23 protein-coding genes are annotated in these 26,699 nt (G+C 58.0%); 5 read left to right on the forward strand and 18 right to left on the reverse strand.

The window, feature by feature from the left end; all coding sequences use genetic code 11:
- Positions 1-8: 8 nt before the first annotated feature.
- A complete protein-coding gene (gene kdpF, locus ACYASS_RS20305) occupies positions 9-98 on the reverse strand; it encodes a K(+)-transporting ATPase subunit F (protein ID WP_243249090.1) in 90 nt (29 codons plus the stop codon).
- Positions 99-450: 352 nt separating this feature from the next.
- On the opposite strand from kdpF, the gene ACYASS_RS20310 reads away from it, so the two are divergent.
- From ACYASS_RS20310 to ACYASS_RS20325, 4 genes are all read left to right on the forward strand, one after another.
- Positions 451-1,203 (forward strand): response regulator, encoded by a 753-nt coding sequence (locus ACYASS_RS20310; protein WP_243249089.1) that lies wholly within the window; start codon positions 451-453, stop codon positions 1,201-1,203.
- On the forward strand, positions 1,200-2,261 hold the full coding sequence (locus tag ACYASS_RS20315) for a sensor histidine kinase (RefSeq protein ID WP_463587436.1): 1,062 nt from the start codon (positions 1,200-1,202) through the stop codon (positions 2,259-2,261). The genes ACYASS_RS20310 and ACYASS_RS20315 overlap by 4 nt, the downstream gene beginning before the upstream one ends.
- Positions 2,262-2,376: 115 nt before the next feature.
- Entirely contained in the window at positions 2,377-3,114 is a 738-nt protein-coding gene (gene xopAW, locus ACYASS_RS20320; RefSeq protein ID WP_463587437.1) for a XopAW family type III secretion system calcium-binding effector, read from the forward strand.
- 314 nt (positions 3,115-3,428) lie between these two features.
- Positions 3,429-4,691: an arsenic transporter gene (locus ACYASS_RS20325; RefSeq protein WP_463587438.1), complete on the forward strand. Its 1,263-nt coding sequence runs from the start codon at positions 3,429-3,431 to the stop codon at positions 4,689-4,691.
- A gap of 12 nt (positions 4,692-4,703) precedes the next feature.
- On the opposite strand, the gene ACYASS_RS20330 is transcribed toward ACYASS_RS20325, so the two are convergent.
- The 10 genes from ACYASS_RS20330 to ACYASS_RS20375 all read right to left on the reverse strand — a co-directional run bounded on the left by ACYASS_RS20330 (position 4,704) and on the right by ACYASS_RS20375 (position 16,475).
- A complete protein-coding gene (locus ACYASS_RS20330; RefSeq protein ID WP_463587439.1) occupies positions 4,704-6,188 on the reverse strand; it encodes a chemotaxis protein CheW in 1,485 nt (494 codons plus the stop codon).
- A complete protein-coding gene (locus ACYASS_RS20335; protein WP_463587440.1) occupies positions 6,185-8,323 on the reverse strand; it encodes a methyl-accepting chemotaxis protein in 2,139 nt (712 codons plus the stop codon). Before ACYASS_RS20335 ends, ACYASS_RS20330 begins: the two co-directional genes overlap by 4 nt.
- 515 nt (positions 8,324-8,838) lie before the next feature.
- Entirely contained in the window at positions 8,839-9,237 is a 399-nt protein-coding gene (gene pcaC / locus ACYASS_RS20340; protein ID WP_087266202.1) for a 4-carboxymuconolactone decarboxylase, read from the reverse strand.
- 14 nt (positions 9,238-9,251) lie between these two features.
- The gene (gene pcaD, locus ACYASS_RS20345) at positions 9,252-10,040 is read right to left on the reverse strand and encodes a 3-oxoadipate enol-lactonase (protein ID WP_463587441.1); all 789 of its coding nucleotides are present in this window, start codon (positions 10,038-10,040) and stop codon (positions 9,252-9,254) included.
- 120 nt (positions 10,041-10,160) lie between these two features.
- Positions 10,161-11,513, reverse strand: a complete 1,353-nt coding sequence (locus ACYASS_RS20350; protein ID WP_463587442.1) for a 3-carboxy-cis,cis-muconate cycloisomerase — start codon at positions 11,511-11,513, stop codon at positions 10,161-10,163.
- A gap of 16 nt (positions 11,514-11,529) precedes the next feature.
- On the reverse strand, positions 11,530-12,879 hold the full coding sequence (gene pcaK, locus ACYASS_RS20355; protein WP_463587443.1) for a 4-hydroxybenzoate transporter PcaK: 1,350 nt from the start codon (positions 12,877-12,879) through the stop codon (positions 11,530-11,532).
- A gap of 157 nt (positions 12,880-13,036) precedes the next feature.
- Positions 13,037-13,639: a protocatechuate 3,4-dioxygenase subunit alpha gene (pcaG, locus tag ACYASS_RS20360; RefSeq protein WP_463587444.1), complete on the reverse strand. Its 603-nt coding sequence runs from the start codon at positions 13,637-13,639 to the stop codon at positions 13,037-13,039.
- A 14-nt stretch (positions 13,640-13,653) separates the two neighbouring features.
- On the reverse strand, positions 13,654-14,373 hold the full coding sequence (gene pcaH / locus ACYASS_RS20365) for a protocatechuate 3,4-dioxygenase subunit beta (RefSeq protein WP_463587445.1): 720 nt from the start codon (positions 14,371-14,373) through the stop codon (positions 13,654-13,656).
- Positions 14,374-14,483: 110 nt separating this feature from the next.
- Entirely contained in the window at positions 14,484-15,413 is a 930-nt protein-coding gene (gene pcaQ, locus ACYASS_RS20370) for a pca operon transcription factor PcaQ (RefSeq protein WP_463587446.1), read from the reverse strand.
- Between the two features lie 189 nt (positions 15,414-15,602).
- The gene (locus ACYASS_RS20375) at positions 15,603-16,475 is read right to left on the reverse strand and encodes a helix-turn-helix domain-containing protein (RefSeq protein ID WP_463587447.1); all 873 of its coding nucleotides are present in this window, start codon (positions 16,473-16,475) and stop codon (positions 15,603-15,605) included.
- A gap of 122 nt (positions 16,476-16,597) precedes the next feature.
- Here ACYASS_RS20375 and pobA point away from each other — a divergent pair, with 122 nt between their 5' ends.
- Entirely contained in the window at positions 16,598-17,782 is a 1,185-nt protein-coding gene (pobA, locus tag ACYASS_RS20380; RefSeq protein WP_463587448.1) for a 4-hydroxybenzoate 3-monooxygenase, read from the forward strand.
- 392 nt (positions 17,783-18,174) lie between these two features.
- Here the strand turns inward: pobA and ACYASS_RS20385 are convergent, their stop codons facing one another.
- The 7 genes from ACYASS_RS20385 to ACYASS_RS20415 all read right to left on the reverse strand — a co-directional run bounded on the left by ACYASS_RS20385 (position 18,175) and on the right by ACYASS_RS20415 (position 26,620).
- Positions 18,175-18,864 (reverse strand): dihydrofolate reductase family protein, encoded by a 690-nt coding sequence (locus ACYASS_RS20385; RefSeq protein WP_463587449.1) that lies wholly within the window; start codon positions 18,862-18,864, stop codon positions 18,175-18,177.
- A 349-nt stretch (positions 18,865-19,213) separates the two neighbouring features.
- The gene (locus tag ACYASS_RS20390; RefSeq protein ID WP_463587450.1) at positions 19,214-21,112 is read right to left on the reverse strand and encodes a HAMP domain-containing methyl-accepting chemotaxis protein; all 1,899 of its coding nucleotides are present in this window, start codon (positions 21,110-21,112) and stop codon (positions 19,214-19,216) included.
- A 230-nt stretch (positions 21,113-21,342) separates the two neighbouring features.
- On the reverse strand, positions 21,343-21,828 hold the full coding sequence (locus ACYASS_RS20395) for a GAF domain-containing protein (protein ID WP_463587451.1): 486 nt from the start codon (positions 21,826-21,828) through the stop codon (positions 21,343-21,345).
- Between the two features lie 137 nt (positions 21,829-21,965).
- Positions 21,966-22,904, reverse strand: coding sequence for an ABC transporter permease (locus tag ACYASS_RS20400; protein ID WP_463587452.1), 939 nt, complete (start codon positions 22,902-22,904; stop codon positions 21,966-21,968).
- Positions 22,904-24,025: an ABC transporter permease gene (locus ACYASS_RS20405; RefSeq protein WP_463587453.1), complete on the reverse strand. Its 1,122-nt coding sequence runs from the start codon at positions 24,023-24,025 to the stop codon at positions 22,904-22,906. Before ACYASS_RS20405 ends, ACYASS_RS20400 begins: the two co-directional genes overlap by 1 nt.
- Entirely contained in the window at positions 24,018-25,532 is a 1,515-nt protein-coding gene (locus tag ACYASS_RS20410) for an ABC transporter ATP-binding protein (RefSeq protein ID WP_463587454.1), read from the reverse strand. Before ACYASS_RS20410 ends, ACYASS_RS20405 begins: the two co-directional genes overlap by 8 nt.
- Positions 25,529-26,620 (reverse strand): BMP family ABC transporter substrate-binding protein, encoded by a 1,092-nt coding sequence (locus ACYASS_RS20415; protein ID WP_463587455.1) that lies wholly within the window; start codon positions 26,618-26,620, stop codon positions 25,529-25,531. The genes ACYASS_RS20410 and ACYASS_RS20415 overlap by 4 nt, the downstream gene beginning before the upstream one ends.
- Positions 26,621-26,699 lie beyond the last annotated feature (79 nt).

Genomic DNA, 26,699 nt, shown 5'->3' on the forward strand with positions numbered 1-26,699 from the left:
CTCGTCTCCTAGTTCCGGCCTGCGCGTAGCAGCGCAACCAGTAGGTAGATGAACAGCCCTGCGGCTAACAACAGTGACACCCCGTCCACAACGCTCATCGAAATACTCCGTCTCTACGGCGATTGCCGCGTGTGGTTAATTGTCGGGATTGAGGGTGTAAAGGAACGAGAGCGAGGGGGTTAGTGCGGCGTAAAGATGGCGTAAAGATCGCGGCGTGCGGCGGTTTGGAACGAATGGCATGCATTGGAATTGGCCATTCATTGGTTTCTGTGTACGCAAAAAAACCTCTACACCCAAAACCTTTGTACCAACCCCGATACACACCAGACACGCCCCCGACATCCCCCCACGCCACCCTTTCGCCGCGCCTCCCGGCGAAGTAGCATGGCGGGTAGCGTTGATCATCAATAGCGGCCAGTGATGGCGGCATCACCAGGCAGCAGTCGCATCATGCAATCAACTCCCGACACCACCGCTGAAACCCCACAGAACAACGACCAGCGCTGGAACACCCGCGCCCTGATCGTCGACGATGACATCCCTATCCGCGAACTGCTCTGCGATTACCTGGCGCGCTTCAATATCCAGTGCCGGGGCGTGACCGACGGCACCGAAATGCGCCAAGCGCTCGAAGAAGAGAACTTCGACGTCATCGTCCTCGACCTGATGCTGCCCGGCGAAGATGGCCTGTCACTGTGCCGCTGGCTGCGCGGGACCTCGGACATCCCGATCCTCATGCTTACAGCACGATGCGAACCCACCGACAGGATCATTGGCCTTGAACTGGGCGCTGACGACTACATGGCCAAGCCCTTCGAGCCCCGGGAGCTCGTGGCGCGCATCCAGACCGTGCTGCGCCGCGTGCGCGATGATCGTAACGATGAGCGTTCCATCGTGCGCTTCGATGCCTGGCGGCTTAATAGTGTGCTGCGCCAGTTGACCGCTGCCGATGGCCTCGTGGTGCCGCTGTCCAATGCTGAATTCCGCTTGTTACGCGTATTCCTCGAACGCCCTCGCCGGGTGCTGAGCCGCGAACAACTGCTTGATGCCGCACGCGGTCGCTCGATTGAAGCGTTTGACCGGAGCATTGACCTACTGGTCTCGCGCTTGCGGCAGAAACTGGGCGACGATCCGAAAAACCCGCAGTTGATCAAAACCGTTCGCGGTGAGGGTTATCTGTTCGATGCAAGGGACATCGGTTGATCCGCTCTGCTGACACACTGTTCGCCCGCCTGTTCGGGGGGGCATTGATCGCTATTCTGCTTGCACATTTGCTGGCGTTCATGTGGTTCAGGTTGTATGGATTCCCGCCACCGCCACCGCCACCCATGCACGAGCAGTCAGGGCAGCAGATGAGCGCGCCTCCCTTCCAAGGCTCGGATGACCGCCCTCCGCCCGATCACAAGCCGCCGTTTTTCCGGGGGCCGGTGGTGCCGCTGATCTTCCAGTTGATCACCCTGGTGATTGCTGCATGGTATGGCGCCAAGGCCTTGAGCAGGCCGATCCAGCGTCTGAGTAACGCTGCCGAAAGGCTCAGCGAAAACCTCGACAGTCCGCCCATGGAAGTCACGGGGCCGAGGGAAGCACGTCAGGCAGCGCAGACATTCAACCTGATGCAGCAACGCATCCGCGAACAGGTGCAGCAGCGCGGGCGCATGTTGGCTGCGGTTTCCCATGACCTGCGCACACCGTTGTCGCGTCTGAAGTTGCGGGTCGAGCAGATCGACGAGCCAAAGCTGCATGGGCAGATGACTCAGGACCTGAACGACATGATTGGCATGCTCGACGCTACCCTGACCTACCTGAATGAGCAGCGCACCAGCGAAATAGTGCAGTTGTTCGACTTGCAGGCGCTGATCGAGTCCCTGGCTGAAAATGCTCAGGACAATGGTGATGACGTTCAATCCACCGGCCAGTGCCTGCCGCTCAAGACGCAACCCATGGCATTGCGCTCGTGCATCAACAACCTGATTGACAATGCCCTGCGTTATGCCGGTCAGGCACGGGTCGAGATTCATGATGAGGCGCAGCAGGTGAGCATCAGGGTCATCGACCACGGCCCGGGAATCCCCGTCGAACATCATGAAACCGTGTTTGAGCCTTTTTTCCGTCTGGAAGGGTCGCGTAATCGCAACTCCGGCGGCGTCGGCATGGGCATGACCATCGCCCGTGATGCAGCCCGGCGCATGGGCGGTGAATTATCACTGGCGCAGACACCCGGTGGTGGCCTGACTGCCCTGGTGATCTTGCCGCGGTTCTGACAGGACCACGTATCTGCACCGATACAAAACCCACATACCCTCGACATCTGCCATCTGGATGCTTGATAAGCCGGTGCACCGTCGCCGGATCAATCAACCTGAGGGAGTCAGCCCGATGATCAGTGGCGTCAATAGTAACAGCTATTCGAGCTACACCAGCTCAAGCGCGAGTACCGCCGCGAGCAAGAAATTCCAGGAGCAATTGCTGGCCAAACTGGACACCGATGGCGACGGCAGTATCAGCAAAGATGAGCTGAGCGCTGCAAACTCATCTTCCGACAGCAAGGACGGCATCACCGTCAGCCTGAGCAAAGCGTTCAGCGACCTGGACGCCAACGACGATGACAGCCTCGACGCCGATGAACTGGCGGCAATCACGGCACCGCCACCACCTCCGGGCGGTCAACCAGCGACCGATGTTGCCGAGGATCTGCTCAGCGCGCTGGACACCGATGGCGACGGCACGATCAACAGTGACGAACTGACCGCAGGCTTGAGCAGCGCGGGCAGCACCGCCGACAGTGCACAGGTGTTTGATGCGCTGGACACCAATGAAGATGGCACTGTCAGCCTCGAAGAACTGACCGCCAGCCTGCAACCACAACAGCCTCCTGCACCGCCGGTGGCAACGCAGGAAACCAGCGATCAGTTGTTCAGCTCACTGGACGCTGATGGCGACGGCAGCATCAGCGCTGACGAATTTACCAGCGCGCTGAGCGCCACCTCAAACGGCAGTACCAGCACCGACACCAAAGCCTCTCAAGCCTTGAGCCGCATGGTTGCCGCGCTGACCGAGCGTTACGACACGAGCGGCAATAAGCCGGTCGGCAAGTATCTCGATACTGCTGCGTGATGCGAGACCTTTGCCTGATAGATCTCTATCAGGCAAAGCACAACACCTGTAGCGCCTCCGTAGTCCAGACGCCACGCTGTCGCGCAGAAACAAGGGGCCTGTAGGAGTGAGCTTGCTCGCGATAGCTGTCGATCTGTTAAGAAGATGTCGTCTGACCTGACGTGATCGCGAGCAAGCTCACTCCTACAAGTCCAATGCTTGCCACACGAAAGCCGCGTTTCAGCAGCATCAAAGCGCATTCCAAATCTGCCTTACTGACGAACTTGTCCTCATCACCACCGGTCTGAGAGGAGCCTGCCTCTCGAGTACCACAAATGTCCGCATTCGACCCTGCAACGGTTATCTGGATCGTCGCCGCCATAGCCATCTGCGGCGTGATTACACGGCCATGGCGAGTGCCGGAATTTGTCTGGGCTCTGGGTGCGGCCGCACTGCTCACGGCGCTGGGATTTATCCCTCTGCACAAGGCGCTTGGCGCGGTGGCGGAAGGTGGTGACGTCTACCTGTTTCTGATCGGCATGATGGTCCTGGCCGAGCTGGCCCGACAACAAGGCCTGTTCGACTGGCTGGCCATGCTGGCTGCCAAACATGCAAAAGGCTCGGGACAACGCCTGTTCGACCTGGTGTTTCTGGTCGGCACACTGGTCACGGTGTTTCTGTCCAACGACGCGACCGCCGTTGTTCTGACCCCCGCCGTATACGCCGCAGCCCGTGCCGCCAAGGCCGAACCGTTGCCTTATCTTTTTATCTGCGCCTTTATCGCCAACGCGGCCAGTTTTGTCTTGCCAATCTCGAACCCTGCAAACCTGGTGATATTCGGCAGCAACATGCCGCCGCTGACCACTTGGCTCTGGCATTTCAGCTTGCCTTCGATTGCCGCCATCGGCCTGACCTATCTGGTGTTACGCCTTGCACAGCGCACTCATCTGCGTAAGCCTCTGGCCACGAACATCACCTTGCAACCGCTGTCCAGCGGTGCACGTCTGACAGCGTTCGGCATAGTGCTGACCGGCATCGTCTTACTGAGCGCATCGGCATTCGGCGTGCAACTTGGGTTGCCCACGTTTTGTGCGGGTGTCGCTACCGCCGCACTGATTCATATCCGCCAGCGGCTCAACCCACTGCCAGTGATCAAGGCGGTCTCCTGGGGAGTGTTGCCGCTGGTGGCAGGTTTGTTCGTGCTGGTAGAGGGGCTGGCACTGACCGGCGTTATCGATCATCTGGCCCATGCGCTGAAATCACTCGCCGACCATTCTGCCACTCAAGCCAGCTGGGTAGCAGGCGTGAGCGTGGCGATCACCAGCAACCTGATCAACAATCTTCCGGCCGGCCTGATCGCCGGGTCAGTCGGCCATATCGCACAGCTGCCGACAGCGACCACCAGTGCATTGGTGATCGGCGTCGATCTTGGCCCCAACCTTTCGATCACCGGCTCGCTGGCAACCTTGCTCTGGTTGATTGCCATCCGTCGCGAAGGCGAAAACGTCACCGCCATGGGCTTTTTACGGCTGGGGATTCTGGTCATGCCACCCGCGCTGCTAGGCGCACTGGCGGCGTTGTCGATGACCACTGGCTGATAAAAAAACGTTTCAGGCGACGGCGCTGGAAGGCTGCAACAGCCGTGCTTCCAGCTGCCGGGCAATACCCTGCAGGTCCATCAGAGTAGCCCGCCAACTGTTTGCGCCACTGCCGATGCTCACCAGCGAGCGAGCCCGGTCATTGACCGACACTACTTTGCCCGCATTGGTCTGCCAACCTTGGGCAAGCATGGTCGGATCGAACTGGTTGAAGGAATCAATGGCTTCAACCTGAGATACTGCAAAACCGAACGTCAACGTGTCCCCTCTGACAACCAGCACCCGCGACAGAGGCGTATGAGGTTGTGGCAACGACTCGATCAAGCTGCTCAGGCATACCAGCGGGAGCTGTTCGCCACGCAGATTGAATTGCCCCAGCAAGTGATTTTCCGGCTGGGCAAGGCCGATCATGTGCGTGGGTATCGAAAGGATTTCCAGTATCTGGCTGAGCGGTGCCACGAACTGGGTCGGCGACTTGAACAACAGACAGGCCTGACGCATGACCGCTTTCGCCTTGCTTGCCCGGCTCTCTGATGACTGCGGCTGGGTCTGGTAAAGCTCGGCGTAGTTCTTGACGCCGGGTCGCTCCAGCAAAGCCTGATGATTGATCAAGACAGCCTGCAATCCTTCAGCGAGGTTCATTACACCCGCCAACAGTTCAGGCTCGCGCAAGCCATAGCCGGGCATGGGCAGCAGGCTTTGCGGGTCTCGCCGCTCAATGGCAACCATTCGATCGTAGCCGAAGCCGCACACCCTGCCGTCTGCCGCCGTCAGCAACAGAAGCTGGCTTTTGGCGTGCGCGTTACTGCCGTCAAAACCCAGCACGTGGGACAGGCTCAAAACCGGAATTTTAGTGTCGCGAATCACCGTCACGCCCAGGCAGTAGCCATTGCCGAAGTCGGTGGGCGCGATCTGTGGCTTGTCCACCAACTCGGTGACCACGCTGGCATCAATACTGAAATGCTGCCCGTCACACTCGAACACCAGATAGTGACGTAACTGACTTTTTGCTTGCAGGGCCTGTTGGCTAACCAGCGCGGCTGCGGTATCTGCCGCGAACAATACGCCTGGCAGGCTGGCGAGAAACGCAAGGTCCAGCATGTAGATCAAGCGACTGTCATCACCGGTCATGATCAACGTGGGTATCAGCCCGCTGCCCTCGCCGCCCGGCCCCAACGTACAGAGTTGAGAGTCGGCAGCCTTGACGATGTCGCACACCGCATCAATGGCAACACCCAACAGGCCGCCGTTGTACTTGAGGATGGCAACCAGCGGGGTTGGCCGTTGCTCCGGCATGTCGTCGCTGAGCAAAGGTCGTAGATCCACCAACGGAACCGGTCTGCCCCGCAAGGTGAAAACCCCGGCCAACACACCGCGTGTGACCGGATGGCGCTGCAGATTGGTCGGCCAGTGAACGGCCTCCATTAACGAGGTAGCTTCGATGCCCAGAAACGCACCGTTTATCTGCACCACGCCGTAGGCGCGCAGCGTGTTCATGCAGGCAGCCCGGAGTTTTTACGGGTGCGGGCACTGACATTCACAGCGCCTTGCTCATTGCCAACCTTGGTCTGGTGCAATTCGAAAATGAGCGTTTCCACCTCGCCTGCCGAATCCATTTGTTTGGCGGTTGCGGCATTGATGCTGTCGATGGCCACGGTGGTCTCGTTGACGCCATTGACGATCTGCTCGAACGCACTGCCGGCACTCAAGGAAATCTCGCTACCGGATTTTATACGGCTGACGGTTTCCAGAATCAGTTTGTTGATTTCCTTGGTGGCCAGCGAGGACTTCTCGGCCAGCTTGCGCACCTCATCAGCCACCACCGAGAAGCCCAGACCATGCTCACCGGCCCGCGCCGCTTCGATGGCTGCGTTGAACGCGAGCATATTGGTCTGGCTGGCGATTTCACTGATGACCTGAATGATGTCCTGAATATCTTCAGCGGACTTGCCAATCATGGCCATGGCTTCTGCGGCCTTGACCAGCGTTTGCGAGCCTTGACTGGCCTGCTCCCGTGTCAGCCTGGCCAGGTCAGTGGCCTGATCGGTGCTCTGCGCCACATAGGAAATGGCGCTCATCAGGTTTTGTACCGATGCGTCCATGGCCCGGGTCTTGGCCTCGATCGCTTCTTCCAGCTCGACCTGTTGAGTGATGTCAGTGGCGAACTTCACCACTTTATAAGGTTTGCCATCACTGTCGAAAACCGGGTTGTACGTCGCCTGAATCCAGATGTGCTGGCCGAACTTGCTCAAGCGCATGAACCGTCCAGAGAAAAACTGCCCTTGAGACAAGTCATGCCAGAACTCGCGATAGGCGGTGCTGCGCACGTACTCTTCCTCACAGAAAATCCGGTGGTGCTGACCACGAAGCTCTTGCAGGCTGTAACCCAGTGATTTGAGGAAGTTGGCGTTGGCATCAAGAATATTGCCAGCCATATCAAACTCGATTACCGCTTGCGCGCGATCAATCGCATTGACCTTGCCTTGGCGCTCAGCACTGCTTTCTTTGATCTCAGTGACGTCCAGCGCAAACTTGACGACTTTATATGGCTGGCCGTGGGAGTTGAGAATCGGGTTGTAAGTCGCCTGAATCCAGATTTCCTTGCCGTCCTTACGCTTGCGTCGGTATTCATTGGTGTCGTATTCGCCCCGCCCCAGTTTCTCCCACAGCTCGCGATAGCCCATGCTGGAACCAAATTCTTCGGTGCAGAACATGCGGTGCGGCTGGCCGATCACTTCGTCCAGTTCATAGCCGAATACGTTGAGGAAGTTGGTGTTGGCGGACAGTACTTTACCGGTCAGATCAAACTCGATAACGGCTTGAGAGCGCTCGATCGCCGTGACTTTGCCCACAAATTCGGCATTGCGGGTGCGCACGTCAGTGACATCGTTGGCAAACTTCACGACCTTGTACGGGCGGCCATCCGGGTCAAAAATCGGGTTGTAGGTTGCACTGATCCAGACTTCACGCCCGCCCTTGCCCAGCCGCATGTACTCGCCTGAATCGTATTCACCACGCTCAAGCTTGGCCCAGAAAGCCCGATAGGCCGGGCTGTTGAGGTATTGATCATCACAGAACATGCGGTGGTGCTGGCCCAACACCTCATCCAGGCGATAGCCGAGAACATTCAGGAAGTTTTCATTGGCTGCCAGCACTCGACCATTCAGGTCAAACTCGATCACGCCTTGAGAACGCTGAATGGCCTCGACCTTGCCCTCATATTCAGCATTGCGCATACGTTGTTCGGTGATATCCGTGGCGAACTTAACCACTTTGAATGGCTCGCCAGCCTGATTGAGAATCGGGTTATAAGTCGCCTGCAGCCAGATTTCCTTGCCGCCTTTACCTAGCCTTTTGTACTGCCCTTGATCAAACTGCCCGATCGCCAGCTTTCGCCAAAACTCGGCATATTCGGGGCTGGATGCGTATTCCGGCGTGCAGAACATACGATGATGGCGGCCCTGCACTTCTTCGAAGCGATAGCCCACCTTGTCGAGAAAATTGCTGTTGGCCTGCAGTATGTTTCCTTCCAGATCAAACTCGATCATCGCCTGGGAATGATTGATGGCATTCATCAAAGAGTTCAGATCGATGGCAGATTCGACAGATGAGTTTGCAGAAGGAGTGGACATGGGCGGGTCTCGGCAAGGGAGTAATTATCAGGGTTCTTATTGCTGCGTTGTCGGCCCTGACTGAAACTTCCTTAATAAAACACCACAACCATCCGATCAGCGGGTGGCTATGTGCCATTAACGATGGACTGAGCGTAACTTACGTTATTCTGCGGCCCTTGATAATCATTATTTTCAATGGACACGATAATATTTATTGGAACTTTGCTATTGCCGTCAAGGTCAAGCCCGCCGTGACATACAGGCGGCAGTAGCGCCCAATCGTTCTTCCCCCGGATTCAAACTTGGATCCAATAAACCTGATATTAAAATTGCCAATGAGGACAAACGCAATTAACGAACCGTTGCAATGCGCCTACTGAAATGTATAACGGAACGTGTGTTATATCGAAAAAAAAGACCGCTCGACTCATCAGTCAATAAGCGGCCTTTACATTTGCAGTCACACTATTCACTGCGAATTCAATACACTACCTGCGACATGCACCTTGGCGAAGTGAGGCACGGAGCGGTCATCACGCCTTATCGAGCGACTCGACGCCCATTTCATCCCAGACTTCCTCTGCCAGATGAAACGTTGCGTTGGCGGCCGGTATACCGCAATAGATTGCGCTCTGCATCAGCACTTCCTTGATCTCCTCACGGGTCACGCCATTGTGTTTGGCGGCCTTGAGGTGCAGGCGCAGCTCGCCTTCACGGTTCATACCGATCAACATGGCAATGGTCACCAGGCTGCGGGTATGGCGCGGCAGGCCGGGCCGGGTCCAGATATCACCCCAGGCATGGCGGGTGATCATTTCCTGAAACTCTTCGTTGAACGGCGTTAGCTTCTTCAGGCTGTTGTCCACGTGGGCATCGCCCAGGACAGCGCGGCGCACTTGCATACCGGCTTCGTAACGTTGTTTTTCGTCCATTTGAGACTCCGGATTCAGGCTTTCAAAAAGGTGATGACACGCTCGCCGAATGCACTGCCCGCTTCGATACTGGAAAGATGCGCAGCATGGAACTCGGCGTACTCGGCACCCGCAATATGCCCGGTGAGGAAGCGCCCGTCAGTTGGGGTAGTGACAGCGTCCTGAGTGCCACAGACCACCAGCACCGGTAGCGTGATCGCTTTGATCTGATCACGAAAATCTGCGTCGCGTACCGCTGCGCAGTTGGCGGCATAGCCCTGAGGTGAGGTCTGGGCCAGCATGTCCACCACCGGCTCGACCTGCTGCGGCGCGGCCTTGGCAAACTCAGGGGTGAACCAGCGCGCAATTGACGCCTCACGCAAGGCTTGCATCGCGGCTTTGCCATCGCGCAAAACGGTTTCGATACGCGGGTTCCAGACATCGGGATTACCGATTTTCGCGGCGGTGTTGCACACCACCAGCCGTTGCACGCGCTGCGGTGCGTTGATCGCCAGCCACTGGCCAATCAGACCGCCCATGGATAGCCCGCAGAACACCACGTTCGGCAGCTGTAAGGCGTCCAGCAATGCCAATACATCGCGACCACTCTGCTCGATGCTGTAAGGCCCTTCGGTCACCAGCGATTGACCGTGCCCCCGCGTGTCGTAGCGCAACACCTGAAAGTGCTTCGTGAAGGCCGGCATTTGCGAGTCCCACATTTTCAAGTCGGTGCCCAGCGAGTTGGACAACAACAAAACCGGCGCACCTTGCGGGCCATCGAGTTGGTAATGCAGATTGCCGTCGGAGAGTTGGATGAAGGGCATTTTTGGCTCCTGTGGAATGAGGGCGTTGTAGCGAGGCTTGTCCGCGAATGACTCACTGCGGTATTCCAGACATACCGCGTTATCGTTTTTCGCGGGCAAGCCTCGCTCCAACAGGTCGAGTTAAATTTTCGCCAAGACCACCGCCCTCTCCACCCACTGCTGCGCAAGGCCCAGGTAGTTGGCGGGATCAAGCAGATGGTCCAGTTCAGCGGCCGAAAGCTCGGCACTGACCTGTGGATCGGCGCCCAGCACTTCGCGCAGATGCAAACCCTGTTGCACGGCACGACGGCAGCTTTGTTCAATCAGATGATGCGCGGCGTCACGCCCTATGCGCCGGGCGAGCGCGATACTGACCGCTTCAGCCAGCACCAGCCCTTGAGTGGAATCTAGGTTGGTCAACATCTGTGCGGCATCAACCTCCAGCGCTGGAATCACCTGCAAAGCCTGCTGCAACGATCCCGACACCAGGCAGCACAGCTCAGGCAGGGTTTCCCACTCGGCGTGCCACAACCCCAGGCTGCGCTCATGTTCCTGAGGCATGGCGGCGAACATCGTCGCGACCAGCCCAGGCGCACGCACTGAAGCACTGATCATCACGGCCGCGCCCACAGGGTTACGCTTGTGAGGCATGGTGGATGATCCACCCTTGCCTGCTGCTGCAGGTTCAAAGACTTCGCCGACTTCGGTTTGCATCAACAGGCTGATATCGCGGCCGACCTTTCCCAGACTCCCGGCGATCAGGCCCAGCCAACCGGCAAACTCCACCAGCCTGTCGCGCTGTGTGTGCCACGGTTGCTCGGGCAGGCTCAGTTGCAGCTCATGGGCAAGCGCTTCAGCAACAGGCAACGCCTGATCGCCCAACGCCGCAAGGGTTCCGGACGCGCCACCAAACTGCAGGCTCAGCAGCCGCGGTTTCAGTTCCTGCAAACGTTGCCGATGACGCGTGACCGCGCCGAGCCAACCGGAAATTTTCATCCCGAGGGTGACCGGCGTCGCCTGCTGCAACCAGGTACGACCCGCCAGCGGTGTAGCGGCGTAGCGTTGAGCCTGTCCCGCCAGAGCATCCGCCAGCGTCGACAGATCACGTTCCAACAGCACGATGGCGGCGCGCAGTTGCAACACCAGCCCGCTGTCCATGACGTCCTGGCTGGTTGCTCCCATGTGTACATAACGCTCAGCGGTGGGGTTGTGCGCAGCGATCTTCTTGCCCAGCGCCTTGACCAGGGGGATCGCTGAATTGCCGGCATTGCCTATTGCAACCGCCAGTTCAGCAAGGTCGAACAGCTCGGCGCGGCAACTGGCCTGGATATCGTCGACCACTTCTGCGGGGATCAACCCGGTGCTGGCCTCGGCACGGGCCAGCGCTGCTTCAAAATCAAGCATGCCTTGCAGCCGTCCGTGATCAGAGAAGATTTCCCTCATCAGCGGCTGGCTGAAATACGCGTCGAAAAGTTGCTGGCTCGTTGTGTTCAAAAGCGTGCTCCAAAATTCATGTGGCGTCCGAGTGGCTTACCCAGCCCTTGACCAGTACAGCAAGCGCAGCAAGCGCCGCAGGCACCACCAGCGCAGTCAGAACCTGCTCGAAATTCCAGCCCAGCCCCAACAAAGTAGCGCCCGCCCAGGCACCGAGAATTGCGCCGAACCGACCGATGCCCAGCATCCATGAAACGCCGGTGGCACGGCCTTGGGTCGGATAGAAGCGCGCCGCCAGCGAAGGCATGGCCGATTGCGCGCCGTTGATACACATACCGGCCAGCAGCACTAACGTCGCCAGCACGGCGACGTTGCCCAGACTCTGCCCTACCAGCCAGGCAAACACCCCGGCCAGAAAGTACGCACAACCAATCACCTTGTGCGGGTTGTACTTGTCCATGGCCCAACCGACGCCGACTGCACTCAGCACACCACCAAATTGAAACAGAGCCCCGATGAAGGCCGATTGTTCCATGCTCGCGCCACTGTCACGCATCAGCGTCGGCAACCAGCTGGTCAGCAGATAAACGATGACCAGACCCATGAAATAGGTCAGCCACAGCAACAAAGTACCGGCGCTGTAGGCGCCGGAGAAGATGACTTTCAAGACGTTACGGCTGCGCACGGTTTTCTGCTCTGGCACGCTGAAGTCGTTGGCGGCGTTGACTTCCTGACGGGAGATCGGCGCCAGCACCTTGCGAATACGATCGACACCCAGATTGCGCACGACCAGAAACCGCGCCGATTCCGGTAGCCAGATCATCAGCACCACGGTCAGGACCAGCGGCAAAATACCGCCGAGCATCAACAGACTGTGCCAGCCCATGGCCGGAATCAGCTTGGCAGAAACAAAACCACCACAGGCCATGCCGAGGTTGAAGCCACAGAACATGCTGGTCACCAGCAATGATTTGAGGCGCTCCGGGGTGTATTCGGAGAGCAACGTGGTGGCATTGGGCATTGCCGCACCCAGTCCCAGACCGGTCAGCAAACGCAGGATCAGCAGTTGATCGATGTTGCTGCTGTACGCCGACAGCAGGCTGAACAGGCCGAACAAAAAAACCGCCACCACCAGCACGACCTTACGGCCGAAACGATCAGCCAGCGGGCCCGACCCCAACGCACCGAAAACCATGCCGATTAGCGCAGCACTCATGACCGGACCCAGGCTCGCACGGTCGATGCCCCACTCCACGCTCAACGCCGGGGCAATAAAGCCCATGGCCGCAGTGTCGAGGCCATCGAGAAAGACAATCAGGAAACACAAAATGACCACTCGCCACTGATAACGGGACAAGGGTTGAGCATTGATAAAGGCCTGCACATCGAGTGTGCCGGCCTCGGGCACGCGAGCCGAAAGCGTCATGGGGGTTCCTTTTATTGTTGTTTTAATGTCACTTTGGGATGCTTTCCTGTAGGAGTGACCGGGGTGGCGATCCACCTTGCTCGCGATAGCGTCAGGTCAGGCGACAATGCATCGACAGAAGAATCGAATCGCGAGCAAGCTCACTCCTAAAGGTCACTCAAAAATCGAAGAATACCGTTTCGTCTTCACCCTGCACGCGCATGTCAAAACGGTACGCCAGCTTGCCGTCGACCGTGCAGCGTTTGGCGATCAGGGTCTCGCGACGGATCGGCTGTTCGATCAGGTTCAATACCGGGTCCTTGGCATTGGCTTCAGCTTCGTCGTCGAAATACAGACGGGTCTGCAGATGGATATTGATGCCCCGGGCAAACAACGACACGTTGATGTGCGCCGCCATGGGCACGCCCGCCGCGTTATGCACAGTGCCTGGCTTGATGGTGTTCAACAACCATTGGCCATCTTCGCCGGTGGCCGTGCGGCCAAAACCGTTGAATGGCTTTTGCGGGTCATAAATCGGGTCGTACCGCCCCTCGTGGTCAGCTTGCCAGAACTCGATAAAGGCATCGCGAATCAGGTGTCCGTTACCATCGAAAACATTACCCAGCAGCACGATATGTTCACCCGGCGCATTGGGCAGAACCATTTCATGGGTGATTTCCAGGTCTCGGGGCGGATTGCCCGCAGCCTCCAGCGCCAGGCCGATATGCACGTACGGGCCAGCAGTTTGTGAGGGAGTTTCAGGCAGCAATTGAACCGGCATGTCAAAGCTCCTTATTAGCGGTTTTCGAAGTGCGTCGCGCGCTGACCACGCAGGACGATATCAAAGCGATAAGCCAGACAATCCATAGGATTGGCCATGCCCATGTCGAGGCGTGCGATCAGGCTTTGCACCGCGTCCGGGTTGGCAATGGATTTGACGATCGGGCACAGCGGGATCAACGGATCACCTTCGAAATACAGCTGGGTGATCAACCGGGTGGCAATTGACGGGCCGCTGACCGATACATGGATATGTGCCGGACGCCAGTCATTGGGGCCGTTGCGCCACGGATACGGGCCGGGTTTGACGGTGCGGAAACTGTAGTTGCCATCACGATCGGTCAACGCACGGCCTACACCGCCAAAATTCGGATCGATCGGAGCCAGGTAGGCGTCGCGCTTGTGGCGATAACGACCACCTGCGTTGGCCTGCCAGATCTCTACCAGCGTGTGCGGGATCGGCTTGCCGTATTGATCGCGCACCCGCCCGGCAACAATGATGCGTTCGCCAATCGGCAGGCCGCCATTGTTGAAGTTCAGCAACAGGTCGTTGTCGTGCTCGCCGAATTTGAGGTGGGAGAAGTCCGGGCCAGTGGCTTCAGAAACAGACTGCGGAATGCTGACCAGCGCCTGACGCGGGGAGCGCAGGATCGAGGTCTTGTAATCGGGGGTCAGGGCTTTGGGATGCCAGTTTCTGTCACGAATGACAAAGCGGCTGCTGCTCGCATCAGACATGCGGTTCACCTTGGTTCTTATAGTTAGGAATATTGACTGCTGCCCCGCAGTCTCTCCCGACTTAACCAAAACCTGAACTGAATAAATCAAACACATCCATAACCATATGGTTATGGATAATCGGTCTCACCATACGCCTTGCCGACTTCCTGCAAGACAGCAACGCACCATTGCGCCGCTCTGGACAACGGCAATGCCGGGTTGCTGCAAATGCCCACCGAACCACCCGGCTCACGAATGCCCAACTCCAGTTCGCGCAGATCACCGGCTTGCAGATCCTGCTGCACGGCATCAAAGGGCGCGATCCAGATCGCATCGCTGCATTGCACGTAGCGACGGCTCAGGGTCAGCGACAGGGTTTCCAGGCGTTGGCGCGGCGGGCTGATACCGCATTGCACAAACAGGCTGTCGGCGAACTTGCGAATCGTGGTTCCAGCCAGCGGCAACACCATGGGGTAATTTTCCAGGCTTTCACGACGCAACTCGCCTTCCAGCAATGGATGATCGCGGCGCACCACGAGGGTCATGGACTCGCTGTACAGGTGCTCGAAGGTCAGGCCTTGAATCTGCGGGCTATCGGTCATCCGCCCGACCACCAGATCCAGCTCGCCGACCCGCAATTGCGACAGCAGATAGGCGCTGGGACCCGTCATGACACTGACGATCAGTGCCGGGTGGCGCTCGTGAAGACGGCGCACCACTTCCGGCACCAGCAGACTTTCCACCGTCGACAGGACGCCGAGCCGCGCGGTCACCGGTTCATGCTCGCCGGAGCGCAGACTGTTTACCCCTTCGCGCAGCGACTGCACGCTGGGCCCGGCGAAGCGCAGAAATGCTACCCCGGCCTCGGTCAGCGCCGCGCCGCTTTTGCTGCGCTGGAACAGCTGGGTTTCCAGCAGGGTTTCCAGTTCCTTGAGGGTTTTGGACAAGGCTGGCTGGCTGATCGCCAACTGATCCGAAGCCCGCGCCAGACTGCCCTGCCGGGCCACTTCGAGGAAACACACCAGATGACGGAATTTGATTCGGGTATCGATGTTCAATTAGGTGGTCGCCTTACACTTTTACGAATTCGTGATTATTTCTGTAGGAGTGAGCTTGCTCGCGATGGCGTCAGGTCTGGCGATAAGTTCGTCGACCAAGAAGCCGAATCGCGAGCAAGCTCACTCCTACAGGTCCTACATTTGCCCCGAGACACTGCAGGGCCATGGACACCGGGACAGCCCTGGAGATCATCTCTGCCCCCGAAACTGCCTGGGCGACTGACCGGTGCAGCGTTTGAAGAATCGGGAGAAGTACGCAGGCTCCGAAAAACCCAGCCGGTCCGAAATCTGATTGATGGTCAGGGTGGTGTAAACCAGATCACGCTTGGCTTCCAGCAACAGGCGCTGATTGATGATCTGCAGTGCAGACTGATCGCTCAACCGTCGACACAGGCTGTTTAACCAGGCGGCGCTGATGTTCAGTTGCTCCGCATAGCGTTCAATCGACCAATGCTGGCGAAAATGAATGCCCGCCAGCCGATTGAACGCCTGCAAATGTTCGCGGCCCCTTTCGAGGGACGGTGTGCCGGATGACAACGGCAGGATGCTGCGCCGCCCCAGCCAGATCGACAGCATGGTGACCAGCGCATTCAGCATCGCATCCCGGCAAGACTTGTGCTGGGCATACTCTTCGCTGATCGCGGCAAATAACGGATCCAGCTGGGCGCGTTGCTCGCGGTCCACCGCATGGCAAACCGCGACATTCAATGCCGGAGCCGTCAGCGCAGTATTCAACTGCTCGGCCAACGGCTGCGCGAGACTCAGGATGTAACCCTGAATATCCGGCGAAAAACTGAAACGGTGCACGCTCAACGCCGGGATCACTTGCAGCACAGCAGATCCCACCTTCCTGGTGGAGCCTTCCACATGCAGGGTTGCCTGCCCGGACTGCACGTACAGCAACTGCACGAGGTCGCTGTGGGAGTGAGTTTGTATTTCCCAGCCGTGAAGCTGACTGCGCTGCGGAATCGACTCGCAATGCAGCAGATCGGGGGTCGGCCACAACGTGGTTTCCCCGTATAGCTTGAATATCGGCACACTCTCAACGCTTGAACCACGCATGCATGCCCTCCTTCACGAGTCACGAAAAGTCCAGAAAATACCGCGAATAATGGCTTCTTCTCTTGCTACAGGCCACTAAAAATACAAAACAGACAAAAACAACAAACGAAGCGGGTCCTGTCATGAAAACTAAAGTTGCCATTATTGGCTGTGGGCCCTCCGGCCTTTTGCTTGGCCAATTGCTCCAGCGTGCCGGTATCGACAATGTCATCGTCGAACGCAAAAATCCCGAGCACATACTCTCCCGAATCCGCGCAGGCGTGCTTGAACAAGGCACCGTTGATCTGCTGCGTGAAGCAGGCGTCAGCGAACGGCTGGACAGCGAAGGCCTGCCCCATGACGGATTCGAACTGGCCTTCGATGGTCGCTCCGAACGCATTGATTTATGCGGGCTGACAGGCGGCAAACATGTCACGGTCTACGGCCAGACCGAGGTCACCCGTGACCTGCTGCAAGCGCGTACTGAGGCAGGCGCGGTCAGCTTCTTCGACGCCAGCGATGTTCAACCTCACGCCATGAAAACCGACGCACCGTACCTGACCTTCGAACATGAGGGCCAACGGATTCGCCTTGACTGCGATTACATTGCCGGATGCGATGGCTTCCATGGTGTGTCACGACAATCGATCCCCGCAGAAGCACTCAAGGTATTTGAAAGGATCTATCCGTTCGGATGGCTTGGAGTATTGGCTGATACGCCGCCAGTCAACGAAGAGCTCATCTACGCACGCCATGAACGCGGCTTTGCCTTGTGCAGCATGCGCTCCAAAACCCGCACCCGTTACTACATCCAGGTGGAGGCTGGCGAACAGATCGAGGAGTGGTCTGACCAGCGCTTCTGGGATGAACTCAAACAGCGCCTGCCACACACCGTCGCCGAACGCTTGATTACCGGTCCGTCCATCGAAAAGAGCATCGCCCCGCTACGCAGCTTTGTGGTCGAACCCATGCAGTATGGAAAGCTGTTCTTGCTGGGCGACGCGGCACACATTGTGCCGCCTACCGGAGCCAAGGGGCTGAACCTGGCAGCCAGTGACGTTAATACGCTGTATCGCATCATGCTCAAGGTCTATCGCGAAGGACGCACCGATTTGTTGCAGCGCTACTCGGAGATTTGCCTGCGCCGGGTCTGGAAAGCCGAGCGGTTTTCCTGGTGGATGACCTCAATGCTGCACCGCTTTCCGGACAGCGACGCCTTCAGCCAGCGATTGCAGCAGACCGAACTGGATTACTTTGTCGGTTCGGACGCTGGCCGCCGCAGCATTGCGGAAAACTATGTAGGTTTGCCGTTCGAGGAGATCCAGTGAGCGGCGGTGCGCTGAACAGTCCGACACAGCGCGCTGCACCGCAAAGCAACTGAAAATCAAGGAAAAATTCGGATTTTTGTGGCTGTTCATTTCGTGATCATCGGCCAAAAACCGCAGCCCATATGGCTTTGGCAATGTTATCCACAGACATACCCCCACTTTTCGTGGACAACTTTTGTCTGGTTTTGTGAGGTCGTGCTAAAAGAAACGTCTTGCGTTGCCAGTGGCAAACACCAACCTGTAGGAGTGACCGGGGTGGCGCTCCACCTTGCTCGCGATTCGGTAGGTCATTTAGAAGCCTTTTTTCAGGTATGACGCCATCGCGAGCAAGCTCACTCCTACAGGGTTTTCGCTCACTGCGCGCGAAGCAGCGGGTCTGGTGTAGAAGCACTTCAAGCCCGCATCTTGTACCGCAACCAGACCCCGCCAGCGTCCTGAACCTCTGCCGAAACCAGTTGCAAATAGGCCGGCTGCTTCCAGGCCTCGTTCGACACCTCGAATGACGCGGGATGCTCGCCACGACCGTCGATCAAGGGCAGCAGCAAAACGCTGACTTCGTCCACGAGCCCGGCATTCAGGAACGAACCACTGACGTGAGGTCCGCCTTCGACGATCAAGCGTTTACGGCCCAGTTCGCTGGCGAGGATGTCGACGACTTTATTCAGGTTGATGTCAGTTTTGCCGCCAAAAATGTAGGACACATTGATGGATTGCAGATACGCAAGGTAATCGTCACCCACGGACTCGCTGACAACTTCGACCACGTGGGAACCCAGCGCCTGATTGCTCTTCCAAGCGACCTTACCGTGGGGATCAATGGAAACCGCGTAGCTTTCAGCATTGCGCTCAGCAAAATAATGCGTACGCGGGATCGGTGACGTGGCCAGACCGCGGGGGTAGTCCTCGCTGTGAGCGATTTCCTGCATGGTCACGCGCCCACAAATCCAGGTATCAAACTTGAAGGTCTTGGCCAGCTCTTCGTAAAGGTCACCCGCCGCACTTTTGAAAGGCCGCTCCCAGCCATCAGTCAGGGCGTGACCGTCCAGGGAGGACATCATGTGGCAGATGACGTAAGGCTTCATGGCAATGCTCCGGGCAGGTTACTTCACCAACACTGGCGATGTACTACCGACCCGTAGCGTCTGGGGATAGTTCGATTGCTAACGCTGCCAACGTCATCGCAGCCTTCGGCGGCTCTCTAAAAAAATATAGCTACCTGATTCAGAGCGCCTTTTACTGTAGGAGTGAGCTTGCTCGCGATAGCGTCAGTTCAGGCGATATGTTCGTCGACCAAGAAACCGAATCGTCCGGATGCGGCCCAGACCAAGCTCACTCAGGTCCAATGTTCGCTTCGAGACAGCGCCGCGGCACAAACACCGGTGCGACTCCTGGCGTTGACCTCGCGGTGCCGTGGACACCGCAAGTGCCCCATCAAAGCTTGAACTTGCCCACCATGCTCTGCAGGTGCACACCCAACCGCGCCAGTTCAACGCTGGACGCTGCGGTCTCTTCACTGGCAGCAGACGTCTGCTCAGAAATATCCCGGACATTGAGCACGCTGCGGTTGATCTCGTCGGCTACGGCGCTTTGCTGCTCAGCTGCGGCGGCGATCTGTTGATTCATCGATTCAATCGACGAAACAGAACGAGTAATGCTCACCAGTGACGTTGCAGCTTGCTGGGTCAATTCCACGCTGCTGTCGGTTAACGTGCGGCTGTTTTCCAGAATCGTCGCGACACGTTGGGTGCCAGTGTGCAGGCCGGTGATCAAGCCTTCGATCTCTTCGGTCGAGGTTTGAGTGCGTTGCGCCAGGCTTCGCACTTCATCGGCCACGACGGCAAAGCCACGGCCGGCTTCACCTGCACGCGCCGCTTCAATGGCCGCGTTGAGGGCCAGCAGGTTGGTTTGCTGGGCCACTGACTTGATGACATCGAGCACGCTGCCGATCTTGTCGCTTTCGGTTTGCAGATCATTCATGGCAACCGTGGATTGGCTGACTTCTTCGGCCAACCGACCAATCTGCTGCATGGCCTGGGTCACCACTTCATCGCCCTGCTTCGCTTGGCGACTGGCATTGATCGCTGCTTCGGAAGCTTCTTCGGCGTTGCGGGCGACTTCCTGCACGGTGGCGGTCATTTCATTCATGGCCGTGGCCACCTGATCGGTCTCCACTTTCTGGCTGTTGACCCCGGCGCTGGTCTGCTCGGTCACCGCCGACAGTTGTTCGGCAGCACTGGCGATCTGCACCACGCCATCACTGATACCGCCAATCAAATCACGTAGCCCCACGGTCATGCGCTGCATGCTGGTTTGCAGCTGGCCCAGTTCGTCTTTGCGAGTGACCGCCATGTTGTGGCTCAGGTCACCGTTGGCGACGAACTCGGCATTGCGCAGGGTTTCCATCAGCGGCCCGACGATCAGACGCGTAATCACCCAGGCAGCCAGAATGCCGAACAACAGCGCAGCGAGGGTTGCGCCCGCCAGGAACATGTTGGCGTCATTCACGTCGTTGGTGCGCAACACAACCTGGTTGGCAGTCATTTTCTTGCTGGCTTCCAGCAATCGGGTCACGTCGTCCGTCAAGGCAATCTGCGCCTGTTGGGCCTTGGTCACGCTATCGCTGAACTGCGCGATCGCAGCCCGAAAGGTAACCAGCGCCTGGTCAATACCCTGAATGGCTTGAGGTGAAGCCTGATTGAGGTTCTTCAGGTTATTGCGTGCAGCATCCACAGCTGCGAGTGCTGGTTGCAAGTATTCAGCCTTGGTGCTGTAGGTGTATGTCTGGGCGTGGGAACGCGCCTGCTGAATGAGACGGTTCTGCGCGGTCATGGCCCGAGCCTGAGGGTCCGCCTCGCCAGCCTGATCCTGAATTTTTTCCAGTTCGGCGATCATCGTATCAACCTGAACACTGATCGAGCTGCGTGCCGCTTCACGACTTTGAGTCGCCTGGACGAAATTGTTGAAATGGGTTTTGTAGATTGTCACCGCATCACTGACTTCGCCAATCAGCCCAAGGCTGGCGCCGGTGACAAAAAAGGTTTTCATCTCGCGGGTCTGGTTTTCCAGCTTGGTGATGTAGCTGGTAACCGCAGCGGCACGTTCGGCGTCCGGGTTGAGCATGTAACTCAGTCGGGCGATGCGCAGGTCGCGGGCCTGCTCGTTGAGCGTCGCAATCGACGCCACTTTGTCGCCACGTTCAGCCAGCGACTGCAAACCGGACCAACCGGTAAAAGCGATCAAACACGTGAGGATCAGCACCAGCGCGAAGCCGAGTGAAAGTTTTGCTTTGACACTGATATTCGCCAGTGTTGTGTTAATCGCTGTGAGCATAAAACCGTCCGGGAATGATGAGTTGGTGAGGGCGGCCCTGCTCTCTTAGACGCGCATCCATTTTGCGCGACATCAAAATGACATCACCACATAATAAACGTTTCAGCACGGGAGAAAATAAGCTTCAAATGACAGACGGCCGGTTAGCAGGCGCTACCGGCACAAGGTCCTGCTTTGCGGGGGGTACAGCGGGGTTAGAGAGCGTTTTGGATATTTATTACTGAGTATTTCTAAGCTGCCGCCGCGGCAACTCGTGTCTGCAGATCGAGCGTGACGCCTATCAAGCGGGCGAAGATTTCGAGCGTCTGGATCAAATCGGGGTCATCCAGTCTGGCGGGCAGCGGATCAAGGGCGCAAAGGGTGCCGAAGAATGTCCCGTCAGCGAGCACAATAGGCAAGGAAAAATAACTTTCGAACCCGTACAGTTTGGGCAATGGGTGGTTCATAAACTGCGGATCTTCGCTGACTTTGGAGATCACGACTTGCGCATGATGCTGGCGAACTTCATTGCAGACCGTCTGCTCGATAGCCAACTCGTCACCAGGTCCCACCCCGAAGTGGATTTCGTCACGCACGGCACAGGCAATCCATCGCTGATCGGTCACGCGGGCAATTGCCGCAAAACGCATAGAAGTCAGTCGCGTCACCAGACGCAAAATATTGGAAGTTGCTTCGACCTCGGCGATCGCTGCGACCTCGGCATCAGTCAGTAGCATTGCTGTCACGTGTGTTTACTCGTACGTTTCGGTTTCCTGCCGTGCTGTGAGCGCCGTCACAAAACGCCAGGTGGTTGCGCATCCTACTTTGGCGAGAACCTGCGGGGCAACTGTCTGCATTGCCGCATTCATAAGCCTCAACGTCGTTCCTCACGAATGAACGCTTCGCCCAGCGCACCCGGTTGATTGCCTGAACCTGCCGCCTTTGCGTTTTTGTCCATTGCCACCCAGATCATGACCATCAGCGTAACGGCATACGGCGTCATCAGCACGAAGTACTGCGGCAGGCGAATCCCGGTCGAGGCCAGTTGTGGAATCAGTGCTTCAATGCAGCCAAACAGAATGGCACCGGCCAGAGCACGCCAGGGTGACCAGCGCGCAAAAATCACCAGTGATACCGCAATCCAGCCCCGTCCGCCGGTCATGTCCGCGATCCACATCTTGGTGCTGAGGACCGAAATGTATCCACCCGCCAGACCGATGAGCGCTGCCCCGGCAAGAATCGCAGCCAGCCGATAGCCCAACACGGAAATACCCGCTGCATCCGCGGCTTGTGGGTTCTCACCCACTGCCCGCAAACGCAGGCCGGCATGACTGCGATACAGGAACCAGACCACGCCGAGAAAAATCAGCGGCGTCAGGTAAACCAGCGGATTTTGTACAAAGACCTTCCCGACCAGCGGCAACTCTGAAAGCGGCCAAAGCGCAACAGCGGCCAATCCCGTCACAGGCTGGTTGGTCCATTCCAGCAAGGTACCGAGCAACCCGGTGAGGCCCTGACAAAAGAACACCAGCGCCAACCCGGCAATAACCTGATTGATGCGCATCACCAGCACCATCAGCACGAATAACAGCGACACGACACTGGCGGCGAGCATGGCCATGATCAGCGAGATCATCGGCGTACTGAAGCTCAGTTGTGCGCCGATCGCCGCCAGCGCACCGACCAGCATCAAGCCTTCGGCACCCAGCGCAAGAACCCCGGCACGCTCGGTCAGAATCAGGCCCAGGGCTGCCAGTGCGAATGGCACAGCAAAGTCAGGGGAGTTGCCCAGCCAGTTGGCAATCATGTCCATCACTGCTCTCCCTTTTGGATCAGTCGCATGCGATGGCGAATGAAAAAGTCCGACGAGGCCACACAGATCACCAGAATGGCCTGGATCAATTGCACCATGGAAAACGGGATCTGATAGAAGACCTGCAAGCTGCGCCCGGCGACGAACAACAGCGCGACCAGCAAGGCAACGATGGTTGCCGCCAAAGGGTTATTGCGTGCCAGAAAGGCGATGAGAATCCCGGAAAAGCCATAGCCCTGATAAAACGACTGAGTCAGTCGCCCTTCTTGCCCGGCGGTGACGATAAAGCCGGCAATCCCGGCCAGAGCCCCGGAGAGCAACACCGTACCGATGATCATTTTGCGCACCGGCACACCCACGGCGTCGGCAACTCGCGGGTTGGCATCAACAAAACGCAGGTACAGACCCGCCCGGGAAATACCAATAAACCACAGCGCGAAAACGGTCACGAAGATCGCCAGAACAATCGCCGCGTTGTAGCCATCGATCAGATCAGGCAAGCGCTCGAAGCTCCGGAATGCCGGGGAATATGGAAAGTTGTCACGAGGGTCTTTCCAGTTGCCGTAGAGCAGATGCAGAAGGAAATTGGCGGCGATGTAGTTGAGCATCAGGGTCGAGATGATTTCGTTGACTTTGAGACGCAGTTTGAGCAGCACCGGCGCCAGGGTCCAGAGCACCCCGCAGATCATTGCCGCCGCCAACATCAACGGCAGTCGAATCGACGCCGGGCCAACTTCGAACAACGAGATGGCAGTAGCGCCAATGCCGCCCCAGATCATCTGGCCTTCAAGACCCAGGTTCCAGAACCGCGCACGAAACGCCATGCACCCGGCCAGCCCTACCAGAATCATGGGTGCCGCCTGAAACAGCACCGCCTTGAAGTTCTGCGGGTCCAGCACGGTCAGCACGACAAACTCATTGAGCAGTTCTTCTGCCGGAACGCCCGCGCCGACCAGAATCGCCGCCGAAATAGCCAGGCCGACAACCAATGCCAGGGCAATCACCAGCGCTTGCCAGTACCAGGCCAACTGTTGACGAATTTCCAGTGCATAGCGGCGCGCCAGCAACGGCTGACGTCGTGCGGGCTTGTTGGCCGGGGATTGCAGTATCACTTCAGTCATGACTCACCATGGCCTTGCCTATCGCCTGGCGATCCGCCGGGCGTTCGAATTCTGCGACGATCCGGCCGCTGTTCATGACTCCGATGCGGTCGGCCAGCATCAGCACCTCATCAAGGTCTTCGCTGATCACCAGCACCGCCGCCCCCGCGTCCCGCGCGGCCCGCAAACGACCGTGCACCGCAGCGGTCGCCTTGGCATCCAGCCCCCGGCTGGGACTGTGAACGAGCACCAGTTGCGGGTCGCGGCTAAATTCCCGGGCGATCACCAGTTTCTGCGCGTTACCACCGGACAGCAGCGCGGCCTTCTGTTGCAGCGAGCGAACACCCTGCACATCGAATGCGCTGATAGCGGCGGTGGCATCCTCATCCATACGCTTGCTGCGCAGACGAAAAAACGAGCCGTAGCGGCCACTGTGAATCTGCCCAATGGCAAAGTTCTCGGCCACGGACAACGAGCCTGCCAACGCAGCGCCGTAGCGGTCGGCGGGAATCGACGCGATGCGCAAATCCCGGCGTTGCTCGGCAGATGCGCCGCACAAATCGCCAAAGCCCTGCAGCAACATTTCCCCCTCGACGGCTTGCGGCAGGCCCATCAAGGCATTGGCCAGTTCACTCTGGCCGTTGCCCCCTACCCCGGCGATGCCGTAAATCTGTCCGGCATGCAGCGTCATATCGACGCCAGCCAACGGCCCCTGACCCGCTAAAGAGCGCAGGTTACGCACCACCAGTTTTGCCTCGCCAGCCGATGCTCGCGGGTGCTCGGCAACGGTCTGCGATTCCCCCACCGTCAAACGCACCAGTTGCTCGACCGATACGCTTTGCGGATCAAGAGTTTCCACCGTCCGGCCACCGCGCATTACCGTCACCCGGTCGGCAAAGCGTTTGACGTCAGACATTTTGTGCGTCACCAAAACCACCGCCGCGCCCTGCCGGGCAAATGACTGAACCGTTGCCAGCAAGCGCTCGGCTTCCTGATCGGTCAGCACTGCGGTGGGCTCGTCGAGAATCAGGATGCGCGCGCCCGCCAGCAACACCTTGAGGATTTCCACTCGTTGCTGTTCGGCAATCGACAGATTTTCGATGGTCTGGCGCGGATCAATAGCAAAGCCCAGTTCCTGAGCCTTGGCGCTGATCTGTTCTTCAAGTGCTTTCAAGCGTTTGCTGTAGCTGCCCTGCCCCACAGCATCAGGCAGGCCAAGCAGAATGTTCTGAGCAACCGTAAAAGGTCGCACCAGCTTGAAATGCTGGTGAACCATACCGATGTGGTAGCGGCTCGCATCCTTCGGGCCGCCAAGCCGCACCGGATTGTCGTCGATCAACAGCGAGCCGCTCTCCGGCGCGTACAAACCCGCGGCGATGTTCATCAGCGATGATTTGCCTGCACCGTTTTCACCGAGCAAGGCATGCACTTCGCCCCATTTAGCGGAGAAGTGCGCGTCAGTCAGGGCCTTGAAACCGTCGAAGGATTTACTGATGCCGATGAGCTGGATCGCGTTCGCCTGACTCATTGCTGAGAGGCCACGCCTTTGACAAACCAGTCCATCTTCCACAGGTCGGCATCCGGCAAACTTGTACCGGCAGCAATACGTTCCTTGCCGTCTCGATCACTCATCGGGCCGCTGTAAATGATCTTCTGGCCTTTCATCAACTCCTCACGAGCGGCCTCGATCTTTTGCTTGTTCTCGGCAGAAATGTGCTCGCCCGCCGTCAGCGTAATGTCTGTGCCACCTTGCTCCATGGAAAGCAGCGCGCCTTTTGGATCAGGCACCCAGTTACCAGCAATGATCTTCTTCAGTTCAGGGGCAAGAAAGCGATCCCAGACCCAGGCCGAAGAACAAACGGTGGCCTTGGGCGCGAACTCACTCAAGTCACGGTGGTAGCCGGTGCCCAGCACTTCGCGCTCTTGCGCAACGATTTGTGGCGTCGGGCTGTCCACGTGCTGACCGAGTACATCGGCGCCGTTATCGATCAGAGCCATGGCGGCTGCGCGCTCTTTGACCGGGTCATTCCAGGCGCCGGTGTAAATCACGTTAACGGTGGCATTCGGGTTGATCTGTTGCGCGCCCAGCGCGAAGGCATTGACTGTCCAATTGACCTGCCCAAACGGGTTGGCAGCGACGAAGCCCAGCTTGCCCGTCTTCGATGCCGCGCCCGCGACCATGCCGCACAGGTACTGACTTTCGTAAGTGCGACCGTAAAAGGATTCCAGATTCGGCGCATTGGTGGTACCCGAGCCATTGAGGAAGGCAATCTTCGGGTACTTCTTCGCCAGATCAAGGAAGGTGTCGGAGTAGCCAAACGCGGTGCCGATGATGACGTTGGCGCCCCGAGCGATCAGCCGATCAACCACCGGTGTGATTGCAGCGGCGTTTTCAGGAACGCTTTCCACGTACTGAATTTTGGTGCCCAGCTCTTTCTCCAGCTTGACCCTCGATTCATCGAACGCCTGAGTCCAGCCACCGTCATTGCGTGGGCTGATGTAAACCATGGCGATCTTCGCCGGCTTCTCCAGGGTCAACCCCTCTGCGGAAGCGCCATTCGCCAGCCCCAGCAATATTGCCGCACCCAAGGTTTGCTTAAGAAATCTGTTGAGCATTGTTGATCATCCTGATGGTAGGCCAGCAGCGGGATAAGGCTCGACCGATCAGAATCTCCGACCGGACAGCTGCTCAGGG

The sequence above is a fragment of the Pseudomonas sp. HP_14 genome (genome assembly GCF_055283875.1).

Coding starts and splice junctions, on each gene's coding strand:
- kdpF (WP_243249090.1), bottom strand. CDS start 98: ATGAGCGTTGTGGACGGGGTGTCACTGTTGTTAGCCGCAGGGCTGTTC.
- ACYASS_RS20310 (WP_243249089.1), top strand. CDS start 451: ATGCAATCAACTCCCGACACCACCGCTGAAACCCCACAGAACAACGAC.
- xopAW (WP_463587437.1), top strand. CDS start 2,377: ATGATCAGTGGCGTCAATAGTAACAGCTATTCGAGCTACACCAGCTCA.
- ACYASS_RS20325 (WP_463587438.1), top strand. CDS start 3,429: ATGTCCGCATTCGACCCTGCAACGGTTATCTGGATCGTCGCCGCCATA.
- ACYASS_RS20330 (WP_463587439.1), bottom strand. CDS start 6,188: ATGAACACGCTGCGCGCCTACGGCGTGGTGCAGATAAACGGTGCGTTT.
- ACYASS_RS20335 (WP_463587440.1), bottom strand. CDS start 8,323: ATGTCCACTCCTTCTGCAAACTCATCTGTCGAATCTGCCATCGATCTG.
- pcaC (WP_087266202.1), bottom strand. CDS start 9,237: ATGGACGAAAAACAACGTTACGAAGCCGGTATGCAAGTGCGCCGCGCT.
- pcaD (WP_463587441.1), bottom strand. CDS start 10,040: ATGCCCTTCATCCAACTCTCCGACGGCAATCTGCATTACCAACTCGAT.
- pcaK (WP_463587443.1), bottom strand. CDS start 12,879: ATGACGCTTTCGGCTCGCGTGCCCGAGGCCGGCACACTCGATGTGCAG.
- pcaG (WP_463587444.1), bottom strand. CDS start 13,639: ATGCCGGTTCAATTGCTGCCTGAAACTCCCTCACAAACTGCTGGCCCG.
- pcaH (WP_463587445.1), bottom strand. CDS start 14,373: ATGTCTGATGCGAGCAGCAGCCGCTTTGTCATTCGTGACAGAAACTGG.
- ACYASS_RS20375 (WP_463587447.1), bottom strand. CDS start 16,475: ATGCGTGGTTCAAGCGTTGAGAGTGTGCCGATATTCAAGCTATACGGG.
- pobA (WP_463587448.1), top strand. CDS start 16,598: ATGAAAACTAAAGTTGCCATTATTGGCTGTGGGCCCTCCGGCCTTTTG.
- ACYASS_RS20385 (WP_463587449.1), bottom strand. CDS start 18,864: ATGAAGCCTTACGTCATCTGCCACATGATGTCCTCCCTGGACGGTCAC.
- ACYASS_RS20390 (WP_463587450.1), bottom strand. CDS start 21,112: ATGCTCACAGCGATTAACACAACACTGGCGAATATCAGTGTCAAAGCA.
- ACYASS_RS20395 (WP_463587451.1), bottom strand. CDS start 21,828: ATGCTACTGACTGATGCCGAGGTCGCAGCGATCGCCGAGGTCGAAGCA.
- ACYASS_RS20400 (WP_463587452.1), bottom strand. CDS start 22,904: ATGGACATGATTGCCAACTGGCTGGGCAACTCCCCTGACTTTGCTGTG.
- ACYASS_RS20405 (WP_463587453.1), bottom strand. CDS start 24,025: ATGACTGAAGTGATACTGCAATCCCCGGCCAACAAGCCCGCACGACGT.
- ACYASS_RS20410 (WP_463587454.1), bottom strand. CDS start 25,532: ATGAGTCAGGCGAACGCGATCCAGCTCATCGGCATCAGTAAATCCTTC.
- ACYASS_RS20415 (WP_463587455.1), bottom strand. CDS start 26,620: ATGCTCAACAGATTTCTTAAGCAAACCTTGGGTGCGGCAATATTGCTG.